Source organism: Dickeya sp. MK7, from assembly GCF_000406305.1.
Lineage (GTDB): Bacteria > Pseudomonadota > Gammaproteobacteria > Enterobacterales > Enterobacteriaceae > Dickeya > Dickeya fangzhongdai.
This window is the reverse complement of the sequence record NZ_CM001984.1, coordinates 3,672,038-3,686,905: the sequence shown is the minus strand read 5'-3', so window position 1 is coordinate 3,686,905 and position 14,868 is coordinate 3,672,038. Positions and strand designations below refer to the sequence as shown.

15 protein-coding genes and 2 tRNA genes are annotated in these 14,868 nt (G+C 54.5%); 7 read left to right on the top strand and 10 right to left on the bottom strand.

Features of this window, described 5'->3' with window-relative positions:
• The first annotated feature begins 63 nt into the window (after nt 1-63).
• Nucleotides 64-140: transfer RNA gene (locus DXXMK7_RS15940), tRNA-Asp, on the top strand.
• A 241-nt stretch (nt 141-381) separates the two neighbouring features.
• Nucleotides 382-1,173 (top strand): endonuclease/exonuclease/phosphatase family protein, encoded by a 792-nt coding sequence (locus DXXMK7_RS15935; RefSeq protein WP_071605224.1) that lies wholly within the window; start codon nt 382-384, stop codon nt 1,171-1,173.
• 57 nt (nt 1,174-1,230) lie between these two features.
• On the opposite strand, the gene mltD is transcribed toward DXXMK7_RS15935, so the two are convergent.
• Together mltD and gloB are read right to left on the bottom strand one after the other, a co-directional pair.
• On the bottom strand, nt 1,231-2,631 hold the full coding sequence (gene mltD / locus DXXMK7_RS15930) for a murein transglycosylase D (protein ID WP_038919937.1): 1,401 nt from the start codon (nt 2,629-2,631) through the stop codon (nt 1,231-1,233).
• A 70-nt stretch (nt 2,632-2,701) separates the two neighbouring features.
• Nucleotides 2,702-3,457 (bottom strand): hydroxyacylglutathione hydrolase, encoded by a 756-nt coding sequence (gene gloB / locus DXXMK7_RS15925; RefSeq protein ID WP_038919936.1) that lies wholly within the window; start codon nt 3,455-3,457, stop codon nt 2,702-2,704.
• A gap of 46 nt (nt 3,458-3,503) precedes the next feature.
• Between gloB and DXXMK7_RS15920 the strand changes: the two genes are divergently transcribed.
• Entirely contained in the window at nt 3,504-4,226 is a 723-nt protein-coding gene (locus DXXMK7_RS15920) for a class I SAM-dependent methyltransferase (protein WP_038919935.1), read from the top strand.
• A 31-nt stretch (nt 4,227-4,257) separates the two neighbouring features.
• On the opposite strand, the gene rnhA is transcribed toward DXXMK7_RS15920, so the two are convergent.
• Nucleotides 4,258-4,824: a ribonuclease HI gene (gene rnhA, locus DXXMK7_RS15915; protein ID WP_161131269.1), complete on the bottom strand. Its 567-nt coding sequence runs from the start codon at nt 4,822-4,824 to the stop codon at nt 4,258-4,260.
• On the opposite strand from rnhA, the gene dnaQ reads away from it, so the two are divergent.
• Nucleotides 4,778-5,512 (top strand): DNA polymerase III subunit epsilon, encoded by a 735-nt coding sequence (dnaQ, locus tag DXXMK7_RS15910; protein WP_038919932.1) that lies wholly within the window; start codon nt 4,778-4,780, stop codon nt 5,510-5,512. The genes rnhA and dnaQ overlap by 47 nt on opposite strands.
• Before the next feature lie 130 nt (nt 5,513-5,642).
• A tRNA-Asp gene (locus tag DXXMK7_RS15905) sits at nt 5,643-5,719 on the top strand.
• Between the two features lie 52 nt (nt 5,720-5,771).
• On the opposite strand, the gene nrdF is transcribed toward DXXMK7_RS15905, so the two are convergent.
• The 7 genes from nrdF to DXXMK7_RS15870 form a co-directional block, all read right to left on the bottom strand.
• Nucleotides 5,772-6,734 (bottom strand): class 1b ribonucleoside-diphosphate reductase subunit beta, encoded by a 963-nt coding sequence (gene nrdF / locus DXXMK7_RS15900; RefSeq protein WP_038919931.1) that lies wholly within the window; start codon nt 6,732-6,734, stop codon nt 5,772-5,774.
• A 39-nt stretch (nt 6,735-6,773) separates the two neighbouring features.
• Nucleotides 6,774-8,921 (bottom strand): class 1b ribonucleoside-diphosphate reductase subunit alpha, encoded by a 2,148-nt coding sequence (nrdE, locus tag DXXMK7_RS15895; protein WP_038919930.1) that lies wholly within the window; start codon nt 8,919-8,921, stop codon nt 6,774-6,776.
• Nucleotides 8,900-9,307 carry a class Ib ribonucleoside-diphosphate reductase assembly flavoprotein NrdI gene (gene nrdI / locus DXXMK7_RS15890; protein ID WP_038921086.1) on the bottom strand — a complete coding sequence of 136 codons (408 nt, stop codon included), beginning with the start codon at nt 9,305-9,307 and terminating at the stop codon, nt 8,900-8,902. The genes nrdE and nrdI overlap by 22 nt, the downstream gene beginning before the upstream one ends.
• Before the next feature lie 10 nt (nt 9,308-9,317).
• Complete coding sequence (gene nrdH, locus DXXMK7_RS15885; protein ID WP_038919929.1) at nt 9,318-9,551, bottom strand: glutaredoxin-like protein NrdH; 234 nt, start codon at nt 9,549-9,551, stop codon at nt 9,318-9,320.
• Between the two features lie 250 nt (nt 9,552-9,801).
• A complete protein-coding gene (speD, locus tag DXXMK7_RS15880) occupies nt 9,802-10,596 on the bottom strand; it encodes an adenosylmethionine decarboxylase (protein WP_038919928.1) in 795 nt (264 codons plus the stop codon).
• 29 nt (nt 10,597-10,625) lie between these two features.
• Nucleotides 10,626-11,489 carry a polyamine aminopropyltransferase gene (speE, locus tag DXXMK7_RS15875; protein ID WP_038919927.1) on the bottom strand — a complete coding sequence of 288 codons (864 nt, stop codon included), beginning with the start codon at nt 11,487-11,489 and terminating at the stop codon, nt 10,626-10,628.
• 108 nt (nt 11,490-11,597) lie between these two features.
• On the bottom strand, nt 11,598-11,945 hold the full coding sequence (locus DXXMK7_RS15870) for a YacC family pilotin-like protein (protein WP_013319060.1): 348 nt from the start codon (nt 11,943-11,945) through the stop codon (nt 11,598-11,600).
• Between the two features lie 238 nt (nt 11,946-12,183).
• Here DXXMK7_RS15870 and DXXMK7_RS15865 point away from each other — a divergent pair, with 238 nt between their 5' ends.
• Together DXXMK7_RS15865 and DXXMK7_RS15860 are read left to right on the top strand one after the other, a co-directional pair.
• On the top strand, nt 12,184-13,791 hold the full coding sequence (locus DXXMK7_RS15865; protein ID WP_038921085.1) for an iron ABC transporter permease: 1,608 nt from the start codon (nt 12,184-12,186) through the stop codon (nt 13,789-13,791).
• Between the two features lie 7 nt (nt 13,792-13,798).
• Nucleotides 13,799-14,863 carry an ABC transporter ATP-binding protein gene (locus DXXMK7_RS15860; RefSeq protein WP_038919926.1) on the top strand — a complete coding sequence of 355 codons (1,065 nt, stop codon included), beginning with the start codon at nt 13,799-13,801 and terminating at the stop codon, nt 14,861-14,863.
• Nucleotides 14,864-14,868: the final 5 nt, after the last annotated feature.

The following is a 14,868-nucleotide window of genomic DNA, read 5'->3' as shown; positions in this document are numbered from 1 at the left end:
AAATTGTGGTGTAAGAAAACACCGGTTATCGGATTGACTCCTCTGATAACGTACAGAATCGGTGGTGCGGTAGTTCAGTCGGTTAGAATACCGGCCTGTCACGCCGGGGGTCGCGGGTTCGAGTCCCGTCCGCACCGCCAACATATAAAAGCCCTGAGCATAAGCTCGGGGCTTTTTGCTATTTTCCCTGCTCATCATTCTCTGACTGACGCTGGCGATCGTTTTTAACTCGTAATCGATCTTTTCAAAGCTATCATCTGCCGCATTACATGCTATTCGATCTTGATACCGAATTTTTCATCTGACGAGTTATACCCATTGAAACTCGAAGATAAAAACCCTATAACGATTAACAGTTCATCGGTTATAAGCAGGAACAATGTGCGTAAGAAAACCTATGCCATGAGGTACGTTGCCGGACAGCCTGTTGAACGTATCTTTCAGCCTGCGGCAATGCATTATTTAAAACAGCAGCCTGCATCTTCGGGTTCTCTGATGCCAACGGAGGATCGCTTGCGGGTGATGGTGTGGAATATTTTTAAACAACAGCGTACGAATTGGCTCTCGGTCCTGAAAGGTTTTGGCGAGAACACCCAGTTGATGCTGTTGCAGGAAGCACAATCAAGTCCTGAACTGATTCGTTTTGCCACTACGCATTATCTTTCTGCCGAACAGGTACCCGCTTTTGTTCTTCCCTCTCATCCTTCTGGTGTGATGACGTTATCATCTGCACAACCTATGTATTGTTTTCCGTTGCGCGAGAGAGAGCCGTTGATTCGTCTGGCTAAATCAGCGCTGATCACTGTGTATTCACTGAGCGACGGGCGTTTATTGATGGTCATAAATATTCATGCTGTCAATTTTAGCCTGGGTGTTGAGGCTTATACAAAACAACTGGAAACTATTGGCGAACAGTTGAAGCGCCATAACGGACCAGTGGTGATGGCGGGGGACTTTAATGCCTGGAGCCAGCCCAGAGTGAGCGCGCTTTATCGGTTTGCCCATCGAATGGGGCTTGGAGAGGTGGTGTTTTCTGACGATCAGCGGCGCCGCGCATTTGGCCGTCCGTTGGATTTCGTCTTTTATCGCGAGCTGGGGGTGGCAAATTCGTCGGTGCTGGTTACCGACGCATCCGATCATAACCCTTTGCTGGTGGAATTCGATGTTTCCTGAGCTCCTGCTGCACCAATAAAAAAACCGCCGTAAATGGCGGTTTTTTACTTACAAGTATCAGGAGTCCGGTGATTGTCTGTTGGTGACATAAAGTGTCAGCCTGTCGCCTGGCTGGAGGTTGGCATCTTTGATGACCGTATTCCAGCGCATGACATCAGCAATGTTAACGCCATGGCGTTTGGCAATGCTTGCCAGCGAATCACCTTTGCGAACCTGATAAACAATCGAGTTCGACTTGTTGTTGCTTGCTACGACACCGGCCGTCACGGGCACCGTTGCTTTGGCAACCTGCAATGTTTGACCCACCTTCAGAGCGCTGCCCTTGAGGCGGTTCCAGCTTTGCAGATCCTGCGTACGGACATTCATTCGTTTGGCGATGCTTGATAACGTATCACCTGCGCGAACTTTGTATCCTACAGAGCGAGTCGCGACCGCCGGTTGCGCGGCTTTAGCCGGTTGGACAGCGGCAATGTCACCGTCTGCCAGCGAGTCTTTCAACTGTCCCACATGAGACTTGGGTACCATAATGTAATGCGGCCCATTTGGCGCAGTAACATCACGTGTGTAACCCGTGTTGTAGCTCTTCAGCTTGGTGACAGATAATCCCGCCAGTTCAGCTGCTTGCGTCAACTCCATCTGCTGACCCAGATCTACTCGCGCCAGAGCGCGGTTTTCATTGGGCTTAGGCAGCTCAACTCCATATTTTTTGCTGTGCTTGAGAATATCGCTCAGCGCCAACATCTTGGGCACATAGGTTGACGTTTCATACGGCAACGCCAGCGCCCAATAATTAGTTGGACGGCCTTTCGCTTTATTCGCTTTCACCGCTTGCATGATTCGCCCTTCACCCGCGTTGTAGGCAGCCACGGTTAGTAACCAATCGCCGTCAAACATGCGGTTCAGGCGCTGCATCATATCCAATGCAGCGGTCGTGGATGCAACAACATCACGACGTCCGTCATACCATTGGGTATGTTTCAACCCATAATTGCGCCCGGTGCCAGGAACAATCTGCCAAAGCCCTACGGCGTTGGATGATGACCTGGCGTTTGGGTCAAAAGCGCTCTCCACTATGGGTAGCAGTACCAGTTCCATCGGCATCTTACGTTCTTTAATCTGCCCGACTATCCAGTACATGTACGGCTCTGCCCGTAATGTTACATCGTGGAGATAGCTCTTATTTTTTAAGTAACGCTGTTTTTGCTCGCGGATCCGGGTGTTTTCCGGAACCTCCATCTTCAGCTCGTCGCCAATGAAGTTCCACAGATCTCTTTGCGCGATGCTGTCATCATCCAGCCACCGCGCACCGGTCTCTCGACCATCTGTGTACTTTCCTGCTTCACTTTGACCTGCCGAAGACAGACTCTGTGCATGCTGTCTGGGTTGGGAGGTGTCATTAGGCGGCACCTGGCAACCGGTCAGCACGACTGAGGCGATAAATATCGCTTTAGTCTTCATATCTGTGTCAATAGTTGCTTAAAAGACAAACAATGATACTTTGATTGGCAATTCAGTACAACAAAAACCGTCAGAATCGGTCTTTCATGGCGCGTAAGTGCGCAAAAATCTGCCAATCACCCTTGTGGTCCGTATTAATGGACAATTTTCTTTGCAAATCAATGTCATGGTAACGTAAAAAAATATTTATTCTTCGTTCCCGCCCCAGTGTGGAAGGGAGGGATGATTCTCCTTTTTCACGTAATTGCCTGATTTTAAGTAGATAATCATGGATATCCGCATCTTCTGGCCAAACGTGGTGCGCGAACTCCAGATTGGATAATGTGTACTCGTGTGCACAACATACTTGGGTTTCATCGGGTAAATCAGCCAACTTGATCAATGATTCGAACATTTGTTGTGCTGTACCTTCAAAAATGCGACCGCACCCAGCAGAAAATAATGTATCGCCACAGAACAGATATGGGCGGCTATGATACGCGATATGTCCTGCGGTGTGCCCGGGCACGGAAAAAATAGAAAATTCCGAGCCGGCCGCAGTAATTACGTCGCCTTCCTGTACTGTATGTGTCGCGCCACACGGTTTGGTTTCCTGTGGGCCGTAAATTTGTATGCCGGGGTAGTGTTCCGCCAGTTGGCGAACGCCGCCAGTATGATCATTATGGTGATGGGTCAACAGAATGGCGACAGGGAACAGCTTGTGATCTTCCAACGCCTGTAGCACGGGGGCGGCTTCGCCCGGATCCACAATCACGCATTGCTTTTCATCGTTGGCCAGTAGCCAGATGTAGTTGTCTTTGAAGGCCGGTACACTGATAAGATTCATGCTGCATCCTCATTTTTTGCGATTAGCCTGCGGAAGATACTAAAACATGAAGCCAGCACAAACATCCCAGAAAATCGTAGCGCCTGATAGTTGGGAGGCGATTCCCTGGGGAGAGTACTATCTTCATACGCTGAATTCGGCGCTGTCCCCGTGGTGGAGTCGGATATTTGGATTCCACCTGCTGAAAATCGGCCGGTTGAGTACGGCGATTGACAGCCAGACGTGTACGATTCCGCATCAGGTCAACGTCAGCCGGGAGCCGCAAGCGACGCATGTCATGGCGGACCCTTACCAGCTTCCGTTTGTCGAGAAGTCGGTGGATGCCTGTCTGCTGGCTCATGTGCTGGCTTATTCTGCCGATCCTCACCGGATTGTACGCGAGGTGGACCGGATCTTGATTAACGATGGCTGGATCATCATCAGCGGGTTCAACCCGGTCAGTCTGGTTGGTCTGGGGCGTCTGGTGCCCGGTATGCGCCGGCGTCAGCCGTATTGCAGCCGGATGTTCAGCCAGATGCGCGTGATGGACTGGCTAAGCCTGCTGAATTACGAGATTGTGCATCATAACAGTTTGCAGGTGCTGCCCTGGCGTCAGCCCGGCCAGGGCAAGTGGAACAATACGCTGCCGCTGCTGGGATGTCTGAACCTGATTGTCGCGCGCAAACGCACGATTCCGCTGACCATGACGCCGTCCAAAACCCTGCTGAGGAAATCACCGCTGAATCGCCCGGTCGGGGCGACGAAAAGCTATCGTTATCGGCATGATTGAACGTCAGTCTGGGGGGCTCGTTACGGTAAGGCTACTCCGGCTGATAGCCGGTGTCATCAAGCGTGGGTGCGCTGGCAGCCTGGCGGGCCAGTTCATCACAGCGTTCGTTTTCCGGATGGCCTGCATGGCCTTTCACCCATTGCCAGTGCAGGGTATGACGCTGAATAGCCTGATCCAGCCGCTGCCACAGGTCGACGTTTTTCACTGGTTTTTTATCCGCGGTTTTCCAGCCGCGCTTTTTCCAGTTATGGATCCAACTGGTAATGCCCTGGCGGACGTACTGGCTGTCGGTAGTGATGGTTACCTCGCAAGGTGTGGTCAGGGTTTCCAGCGCGACGATTGCCGCCATCAATTCCATCCGGTTATTGGTGGTGAGCCGGTAGCCTGCGCTGAGGGGTTTTTCGTGTTGCTTGTAACGCAGCAGTGCCCCGTATCCACCTGGACCGGGATTGCCGAGACAGGATCCGTCGGTGAAAATCTCTACCTGTTTTAGCATCTCTGGTAGACTCTTATTCATGGTCAAAAGTACAAGTCTGACATAAACGAAACCGATGAGCACTGTAATTACACGACAAATCGTTCTTGATACTGAAACCACCGGTATGAATAAACTGGGGGTTCATTATGAAGGGCACAAGATTATTGAGATCGGTGCGGTCGAGGTGGTGAACCGTCGTCTGACCGGGCGCCACTTCCATGTCTACCTCAAACCGGACCGGTTGGTGGATCCGGAGGCCTATAACATTCATGGCATCAGTGATGAATTCCTGGCGGATAAGCCGACTTACGGCGATGTCGTCGATGATTTTCTCGATTTCATCCGCGGTGCCGAGCTGGTGATCCATAACGCGGCGTTCGATATCGGCTTTATGGACTATGAGTTTCGCTTACTGAAGCGCGATATCCCGAAAACCGAGACGTTCTGCACCATTACCGACAGCCTGCTGATGGCGCGCCGGTTATTTCCCGGCAAGCGTAATAACCTGGATGCGTTGTGCGATCGTTACCAGATAGATAACAGCAAGCGTACGCTGCACGGCGCGTTACTCGATGCCGAAATTCTGGCCGAAGTTTATCTGGCGATGACCGGCGGTCAAACGTCGCTGGCCTTTTCGATGGAGGGCGATACCCAGCAGCAGGCGGCGCAAGCGGAAACCATCCAGCGCATTTCACGCCCGGCATCGGCTCTGGCGGTGTTGTATGCCAGTGACGAAGAACTGGTGGCGCATGAGCAACGTCTGGATTTGATTGTGAAAAAAGGCGGCAGTTGCCTGTGGCGTAACTGAGTTTATGGTCTTTGATCACAAAGGCGGCGCTGCGCTGAAAATGTAAGCAAACAGAAGCAGTTAGTGATAAAAAGCATTGACGCAACCGATGGTGCCCCGTAGTATTCACCTCGCTCACTGAGCACAGCGCGGTGCGGTAGTTCAGTCGGTTAGAATACCGGCCTGTCACGCCGGGGGTCGCGGGTTCGAGTCCCGTCCGCACCGCCAACCATTCCGAAGCCCTGAATCATCTGATTCGGGGCTTCTTCGTTTCCGGGCCTCAGAAATCCCAGTCTTCGTCTTCGGTTTCCACCGCTTTGCCAATCACATAGGATGAGCCTGCCCCGGAGAAGAAATCGTGATTTTCCTCTGCGCCCGGCGACAGGGCGGCCAAAATAGCCGGATTGACGTCGGTCATGCTGGCGGGAAACAGCGCTTCATAGCCCAGATTCATCAGCGCTTTGTTGGCGTTATAGTGCAGGAACTTCACTACATCATCGCTCCAGCCGACGCCGTCATACAGTTCGTGGGTGTAATCCACTTCATTGTCGTACAGAGTTTGCAGCAAATCGTAGGCGAAGGCCTGCAAATCCCGTTGTTGTTGCGTACCCACGTGTTTTAACCCCTGCTGGTATTTGTAGCCGATGTAATACCCGTGCACCGCTTCGTCGCGGATGATGAGGCGAATCAGGTCGGCGGTATTGGTCAGCCGGCCGCGGCTGGCCCAGTACATCGGCAGGTAAAAACCGGAGTAAAACAGAAAGGACTCCAGAAAGACGCTGGCGATTTTCTTTTTCAGCGGGTCGTCATGCTGGTAATGCGAGAGGATCAGCGCCGCCTTGTTTTGCAACGGCTGGTTGCGTTCGCTCCAGCTATAGGCGTCGTCCACTTCGCTGGTCAGACACAGGGTGGAAAAGATGGCGCTGTAAGAGCGGGCGTGGACCGCTTCCATAAACCCGATGTTGGAGAGCACGGCCTCCTCATGCGGCGTCAACGCATCGGCCATCAGCGCAGGGGCGCCCTGAGTATTCTGCAATGTATCCAGCAGCGTCAGGCCGGTAAACACGCGCAGCGTGAGTTGACGTTCGATATCGCTCAATTGCGCCCAGGATGGCATATCGTTGGACAGCGCGATTTTTTCCGGCAGCCAGAAATTGGTGGTCAGCCGGTTCCAGACCTCCAGATCCTTGTCATCCTGCGGGCGATTCCAGTTAATGGCCTTCAGGGGCGAAAGCGGACTCATGCAGTTATCTCCGTTGTTCATGTGGTGCAGCAGCGTGTATTAGAGCGAGCAGGACACACAGCCCTGAATCTCGGTGCCTTCCAGCGCTTTTTGGCGCACGCGAATGTAGTACAGGGTCTTGATGCCTTTTTTCCAGGCGTAGATCTGCGCTTTGTTGATATCGCGGGTGGTGGCGGTATCGGGGAAAAATAGCGTCAGCGACAGCCCCTGATCGACATGACGGGTCGCCACGGCATAGGTGTCGATAATTTTCTCCGGGCCGATTTCATAGGCGTCCTGATAAAAGCGTTGGTTGTCGTTGGTCATGTACGGCGCAGGGTAATAAACTCGCCCCAGTTTGCCTTCCTTGCGAATTTCGATGCGCGAAACAATCGGATGGATGCTCGCCGTAGCATGATTGATATAGGAAATCGAACCGGTGGGCGGCACTGCCTGCAGGTTTTGATTGTAGAGCCCGTGGCGCATCACCTGCGCTTTCAGTGCCAGCCAGTCTTCCCGTAAGGGAAGCGCAATGCCGGAGGAAGCGAACAGGTCACGCACGCGTCCCGTGGCCGGTTGCCACTCCTGCGACAGATAACGATCAAAAAATGCGCCGCTGGCGTACTGCGAATCAGCGAAACCGGCGAAGGTTTGGTTATGCTCCTGTGCCAGCAGGCTGGAGGTGTGCAAGGCGTGATACGTCACGGCATAAAAATAGAGGTTGGTAAAATCCAGCGCCTCTTCCGAACCGTAAAACAGCCCTTCACGCGCCAGATAGCCGTGCAGGTTCATCTGCCCGAGCCCGATGGCGTGAGACTCAGTATTGCCGTTGGCGATAGACGGCACCGCGCCGATATGGCTCATATCAGACACGGCTGTCAGCGCCCGCACGGCAATTTCCACTGAACGGGCCAGGTTGCCGCCATCCATCACCCGGGCAATATTGAGCGACCCGAGGTTACAGGAAATGTCCTTCCCGACCTGACGATAATTCAAATCTTCCTGATACTCGCTGGCGCGGCTGACCTGCAGAATCTCCGAGCACAGGTTGCTCATGGTGATGCGCCCGGCCACCGGGTTGTGGCGGTTCACGGTATCTTCGAACATCAGGTAGGGATAACCGGATTCAAACTGGATCTCGGCCAGCGTCTGGAAAAACTGACGGGCGTTGATGGCCCACTTGCGAATCCCGGGGTGACTGACCAACTCGTCGTATTTTTCGCTGACGCTGATTTCCGACAGCGGCATGCCATACACCCGCTCAACGTCATAGGGTGAGAACAGGTGCATATCCTGATTGGCGCGGGCCAGCCGCAGTGTAATATCCGGAATGACCACCCCCAGCGACAGGGTTTTGATGCGAATTTTTTCGTCGGCGTTTTCCCGGCGAGTATCAAGAAAGCGCAGGATATCCGGATGATGGGCATGCAGATAAACCGCTCCGGCCCCTTGCCGGGCGCCGAGCTGATTGGCGTAGGAAAAGGCGTCTTCCAGCATTTTCATGATGGGGATGATGCCGGATGACTGATTTTCAATGCGTTTTATCGGCGCGCCGGTTTCACGGATGTTGGTCAGCATAAAGGCTACGCCGCCGCCGCGTTTGGAGAGCTGCAGCGCGGAATTGACCGCCCGGCCGATGGACTCCATGTTGTCCTCAATACGCAGCAGAAAGCAGGACACCAGCTCGCCGCGCTGCTGTTTGCCGCAATTGAGGAAGGTCGGCGTGGCGGGCTGGAAACGACCGCTCATCATTTCATCCACCAGTTGGCGCGCCAGTTGGACGTCGCCCCGCGCCAGCGTCAGCGCCACCATGCAGACCCGATCGTCATAGCTTTCCAGATACTGGCTGCCGTCGAAGGTTTTCAGCGCATAGCTGGTGTAAAACTTAAAGGCGCCCAGGAAGCTCTGGAACTGGTAGCGATGTTCGGCCGCGCGCTGGAACAGGTCGGCGATGAAGTCAGGCTGGTAGCGCGTCAGCACCTGGGGTTCGTAATACCCTTCCTGTTGCAGCCAGCGCAGTTTCTCTTCCAGAGACGGGAAGCGGCGGGTGCGCGGCAGCACGTGATCGCGGAAATAGGCCTGAATCGCCTGCCGATCCTGTTCAAACTGAATGCGGCCATCGGCGTCATAAATGTTCAGCATGGCGTTGAGCGCATGGTAATCCAGCTGGCTGGAAGGCGCTTCGGTCAGGAATTCTGCTGTAGCCAAAATTGGGTCACTCCTCTGCGTACGTTGTCTACATCTTCCGGGGTGCCAGACAGCTCAAAGCGGTAAAGGCAGGGAACCTGGCATTTGGCGGCGATAATGTCGCCGGCGATGGCGTAGGCGGCGCCAAAGTTACGGTTCCCGGCGGCGATGACGCCGCGCAGCAACGCACGGCGCGATGATTGGTTCAGAAAGTGGATGACCTGACGGGGCACCGCGCCGTGTGTACTGCCGCCGCCGTAGCTGGGCACCACCAGAATGTAGGGGCTGGCGATATCCGGCATTGGCGCTTCGGCCTGCAGTGGTATCCGCATCGCCGGCACCCCCAGACGACAGACGAACCGATGCGTGTTTTCCGACTGGCTGGAGAAATAGATGATCGGATTCATCATCGTTGTCTCAGGCTGTGACGGCGCGCAGCGAGCGGAGTTTATCCGGGCGGAAACCACACCAGTGCGCCCCGTTGGTCTCCACCACCGGCACCTGACGGTAGCCGAGCGCCAGTACATGTTCCCGCGCCTGCTCATCGCTGGAGATATCGATCTTGCGGTAGGTCACGCCATAGCTATCCAGCGTGCGGCAGGTAGCGTCGCATTGGGGGCAGTCTGCTTTGCTATAAACGCTAATGATCATGATTCGTATTTACCTTTGTCATCGAAAGTGAGAGAGTCAGGGCGCTTTTGGGTGAGCCGGTTTTCAATGCATAGTTCAATACATGGTTCAATGCATACGGGCGAACCGTTGCTGTCCGTCTCGCAATAAATACTAGATATTGTGTTTTAAAATATCAACCACGCAATATATAGAGGTTTTGGCAAAGTGAACCTGGGAAAGGAATTGGTCGGCGAAGGAAACCTGAGGGCGGGCGCCCTCAGGTGAATGGTCAAACGGTCGCGATGTTTCTGCCGTAATAGATCTCCTGCATCTCGCGATACAGCAAATCGGTAATACGTTTGCGCTCTTCCGGGCTCAGTTCTTGCGGACTAACGTTAAACAGGTAGTGCTTCAGGTCGAAATCCTTCAGCAGCATTTTGGTGTGAAAAATGTTTTCCTGGTAAACGTTTACGTCCATCAGGTGATAGAGCGATTTTATGTCGTCAGACATGAAGTTCTGAATCGAATTGATTTTGTGGTCGATGAAATGCTTGACGCCGTTGATGTCGCGGGTAAAACCGCGCACACGGTAATCGATGGTCACGATGTCCGATTCCAGCTGATGAATCAGATAGTTGAGCGCTTTGAGCGGCGAAATGACCCCACAGGTAGATACTTCGATATCCGCACGGAAGGTGCACAGGCCGCCGCCGGGGTGGCTTTCCGGATAGGTGTGTACGCAGATATGGCTCTTGTCGAGATGCGCGACGACGGAGTTCGGTAGCGGGCCGGGATGTTCGGAGGTATCCACGTCGCGTGGGTCCATCGGTTCCTCGCTGACCAGAATAGTGACGCTGGCGCCCTGTGGTTCATAATCCTGGCGGGCAATATTCAAAATGTTGGCGCCAATGATGGAACAGGTTTCACTCAGGATTTCTGTCAGACGGTTCGCATTGTACTGCTCATCAATGTACGCGATATAGCCATCGCGGTCGGCAGGCGTTTTGGCGTAACAGATATCGTAGATACAAAAACTCAGGCTTTTGGTCAGATTGTTAAAGCCATGTAGTTTCAGCTTTTGCAATTTAATTCACCCCCTTATGGATGCCGTGGTCAGCGGGCGGCTGACAGGGCATTCAGTAAATATTGCGGCAGGGCAAAGCTGCCGGTATGAATGGCCGGATTGTAATAACGGCATTCGATTCCCGCGGCGTCAAACCGCTGCTGCAGGCTATTTTGATCGATCGTACGCAATGCCGGGTTGTTGCTGGCCCAGGCAAAGGTCATGATTCCGCCGTAGTAAGTCGGAATGGCGGTCTGATAAAAACTGACGTCGCTGAAATAGCGGCTCAGTTTCTGATGGCTGTTGACCGCTTCATCCTGCTGCAGGAAGCAGACGCCGTTCTGCGCCACGAAGATTCCCCCGTCGTTCAGGCAGCGTGCGCATCCCTGATAAAAGTCCGAGGTAAACAGACTTTCGCCGGGGCCGATAGGATCGGTGCAGTCGGAAATGATGATATCGAACTTTTCCTGACAGGCGTTGACGAAGTTAACACCGTCGTCAATCACCAGACGAAAGCGCGGGTCATCGTAGGCGCCGGCGCTGTGGTTGGGCAGATACTGACGGCAGAACGCCACCACGCCGGCATCGATTTCCACCATCGTGATCTGTTCCAGGTTACGGTGGCGGCAGACTTCGCGCAGCATGCCGCCGTCGCCGCCGCCGATGATCAGCACGCGTTTAGCGTTGCCGTGGGCCAGCAGCGGAACATGGGTCATCATTTCGTGATAGATGAACTCGTCGCGTTCGGTGGTCTGCACTACGCCATCCAGCGCCATAATCCGGCCCAGCGCGGCGTTTTCGAAGATGATCAGATCCTGATGGTCGGTTTTTTCATGATAGAGCACCTGGTCTATCGAAAAGTACTGACCAAAGTTGGCATGCAGGGTCTCATACCAAATTTCTTTCTGGGACATGTTAGGGCTTCCTCCGCGATAACAGCCATGAAAATTGGCGCGCTATGATAGCTAACTCTCATGGTGCTTGCACGGTCAAATTTCACGCAATGCGGAGGATTTTACGCTTTACTGAGTATTCGCGAGTAAACTTAGCGAATTTCGTGCCAGATACTGGCATTTCTTCGGGGTGGGGATGGCGATGCCGCTCAGGTCGCGGTAACTGGCTTCGCCAAGGGCGATCATATCGAACTGATTGTAGTTGCTCAAATCCCAGCGATTTTGCTGGGCAAAGATCACCAGCGCCCGGCGGATTTGCTCGTTGGGGAGATCTTTGTAACCACAGTTGTTTTTCAGATAAACAAAAATGGCGGTCAGATCGGCGAGGTCTTCAGCCTCGAAATCATTCAATGCCTTACTGGCGGAGGAGAAGCCCAACAGCGAAAGCAGGAGCAGCACCAGCGCGGAATGTTTCATAATTCAACCTGTTTCATCTTTCATCAGATGACGTTATCACAGTTACCGGCCCGGATTTCAAGTTTTATTAAGATCAGCGTGATATCCGCAAGAGGCGAAGAACCGCGCCGGGCGGGGCAAACGGAGGGGTGTATGTTCAATGGCGCAATTACCGGCTATTTATCAGCGATTGACACCATGACGCCAGCGTCTGGCTTTGATATTAATAGTGCAGTTTAAATTTATCTCACGATTTCTCATGACTTCAGGTATCTGGCGCATCAGTAGTGTGCTGTTGGCAGGAATACTTCTATTCCCGCTGGTAACCATGGTCGGGATGGCGTTGTCCGCTCCTGGCGACGCGGTGTCGGCGCTATGGCATGCTCTGCCCGTTTATGGCACGAACTCGCTGATGCTGGTGGCGGGCTGCGTGCTGTTCAGCCTGCTGTTTGCGTTGCCGCTGGCCTGGCTGATGTCGCGCTACCGTTTCGCCGGTCAGGTGTGGCTGCATCGCGCGCTGTTGCTGCCGCTGGCGATGCCCGGTTATCTGCTGGCTGCGGTCTATGGCGACGCGCTGGGGTACGAAGGGCCGGTCAAGCAAACGCTGTACGCCCTGTCGTTTGATACGGACGTTGCGCCCCAGACATTCTGGCAACAGGCGCTGATGGTGGCGTGCGCCAGCCTGTGTCTGGCGCTGGTGCTGTTTCCGTATGTCTACCTGCTGGTTCGAACGGCGCTGATGTCGCAACCGGTCAGTCTGCAACAGGCTGCCCGGCTGATGAACCAGACCCGCGCTCAGGTATTCTGGCGTGTCGTTTTTCCCATGGCCCGCCCGGCGATCGCGCTGGGTATGGTGCTGATGGCGTCGGAAGCGCTCGGCGATTACGGTATTTCCGCTTACTTCTCTTTGCAAACGATCACCACGGCCGGTCTGGACCTGTGGCGCGACAAGGCGCAGCACGGTACGGCGGCATTATTGATGTCGTTGCTGTTGCCGCTGGTGTTCCTGATCTGGTTTCAGGCGCGTCGCAGCCGCGCCCGTCAGTTGCGTTACCAGAAAAACTGCGGAATATGCCCGAACAACTTGCCGGTGCTGCACGGGTGGCCGCGTTTTCTGACGATGCTGTTTGGTGGCGCACTGGTGGTGATTGCGTTTGTGGTGCCGGTCGGTCGGATGGTGGGGTGGGCGATAGTGTCCGAAGCGCCAATCTGGAGTTTGCCGTTTTTGCTGGCGTTTACCAGTAGCTTCATGGCGGCCTCCTGCGCGATGTTGCTGGTGATTGGGCTGGCGGTGGTGTGTACGTTTGATTTCCAGGCAATCGGCAATCCCGCTTACCGTAACCCGCTGCGCTGGCTGAATCTCAATCGGTTATTGCCCTCAACGGCGTTGGGTATGGGCCTGCTGGTGCCGTTTCTGGGGCTGGATGCCTGGCGCGCCACGGCCGGCGGTGTGGTGGACGACCCCTGGGCGGGGTCAGTGCTGGTGCTGATTCTGGCTTACTGCATGCGTTTTAGCGGTTTGCTGATTGACCGGTTGCAAGTCCGTATGTCCCGTCTGTCGGGGGCCATGACTCATGTCAGCCAGTCGCTTGGCTATACGCCGGCCCTGCAGGTGCTGTGGGTTTATCTGCCGCAGTTGCGTCACTGCATGATTGTCGGCGTATTGCTGGTGTTTACCGAAAGCCTGCGTGAGCTGAATGCATCGCTGTTGTTGCAGCCGTTTGAAGTGGAAACCATGGCGACCTATGTGTTCCGCTTCATGATGGATGAACGGCTGCCGCTGGTGGCGACCCCCGCGCTGATGCTGGTGGGCGTGGGGATGATCCCGCTGTTTGGGATAACCCGATTGATGAGAATGGAAGGATAGGTAAGTTATGGCGACCCCGGAGATACTAACGATAGCCTCGCTCAGTTGCCGCTATCCGCAACTTTCCGTGCTGGAAAACGTGAGTTTTTCGGTGCATGAAGGCGAAATGGTGTGCCTGCTTGGGGCCAGCGGCGATGGTAAAACTACGCTGCTGAAATCGATAGCGGGTCTGCTGCCGCAGGAACAAGGCAGAATAGTCATCGCCGGTCAGAAGGCGGACTCCCTGGCGCAGGGCGCCGAGTCATCGCCGCGCGTCGTGGGGATGGTGTTTCAGGATGATGTGCTGTTTCCCCATCTGACGGTCATGGAGAACATTACCTTCGGGCTGCGCGGCAGGTCATCGGAAGAGGTCAGCACTCTGGCGATGGATGCGGTAGGGTTGATGCAACTGGAAACCTTTACCCGGTGTTATCCTCATGAACTGTCCAGAGAGCAGAATCAACGGGCGGCGCTGGCCCGTGCGCTGGCGTGCCAGCCTAAACTGTTGCTGCTGGATGAGCCTTTTTCCTCCGTTGACAGCCAAATCCGTTACCGCTTGATCAGCGAGCTGCGCCAGATTCTGCGGCAGCGTCAGATCGCCACGCTGTTTGCGACATCCGATCGGGAAGACGCCTTCGCCTTCGCCGATCACCTGATCCTGATCCATGACGGCGGTATTGTGCAGCAGGGGTTTTCCGCCGATCTCTACTACCGGCCGGTCAATCGTTATGTGGCAAGTTTTATGGGCAACACCAATTACCTGCCGGTGAAGATCAGCGGTGACCGTCAATGGCAGAGTTTTCTCGGCGAGCATCAGGCGACGCGAGCGTTGAAACTGCCGCATGGCGCACGTTATGACTGGCTGGTTCGTCCGCAGGAAATTGCGCTGGCGCTGGATGAGGAAGGCTCGGGCGTAATCGAAGATCGGTTGTTTATGGGAACCAGCAATTTTTACCGCGTCCGGGTCAATGAGCTGGAGCTTCAGGTGCAAAGCGGCAACTGGTTTGAACCGGGGCAGCCGGTCCGGCTCAGTATTCGCACCGATCAACCGGTTCTGTTTCCGCCGGAAACGGCGATCGGTTCGCAGGAGTAGCGGGC

Bases quoted from the DNA above. Each gene is read 5' to 3' on its own strand.
- DXXMK7_RS15920 (WP_038919935.1), top strand. From the start codon at position 3,504: ATGAAGCCAGCACAAACATCCCAGAAAATCGTAGCGCCTGATAGTTGG.
- DXXMK7_RS15860 (WP_038919926.1), top strand. From the start codon at position 13,799: ATGGCGACCCCGGAGATACTAACGATAGCCTCGCTCAGTTGCCGCTAT.
- nrdI (WP_038921086.1), bottom strand. From the start codon at position 9,307: ATGAATCCGATCATCTATTTCTCCAGCCAGTCGGAAAACACGCATCGG.
- DXXMK7_RS15865 (WP_038921085.1), top strand. From the start codon at position 12,184: ATGACTTCAGGTATCTGGCGCATCAGTAGTGTGCTGTTGGCAGGAATA.
- nrdH (WP_038919929.1), bottom strand. From the start codon at position 9,551: ATGATCATTAGCGTTTATAGCAAAGCAGACTGCCCCCAATGCGACGCT.
- nrdF (WP_038919931.1), bottom strand. From the start codon at position 6,734: ATGAGTCCGCTTTCGCCCCTGAAGGCCATTAACTGGAATCGCCCGCAG.
- speE (WP_038919927.1), bottom strand. From the start codon at position 11,489: ATGTCCCAGAAAGAAATTTGGTATGAGACCCTGCATGCCAACTTTGGT.
- DXXMK7_RS15870 (WP_013319060.1), bottom strand. From the start codon at position 11,945: ATGAAACATTCCGCGCTGGTGCTGCTCCTGCTTTCGCTGTTGGGCTTC.
- gloB (WP_038919936.1), bottom strand. From the start codon at position 3,457: ATGAATCTTATCAGTGTACCGGCCTTCAAAGACAACTACATCTGGCTA.
- mltD (WP_038919937.1), bottom strand. From the start codon at position 2,631: ATGAAGACTAAAGCGATATTTATCGCCTCAGTCGTGCTGACCGGTTGC.
- dnaQ (WP_038919932.1), top strand. From the start codon at position 4,778: ATGAGCACTGTAATTACACGACAAATCGTTCTTGATACTGAAACCACC.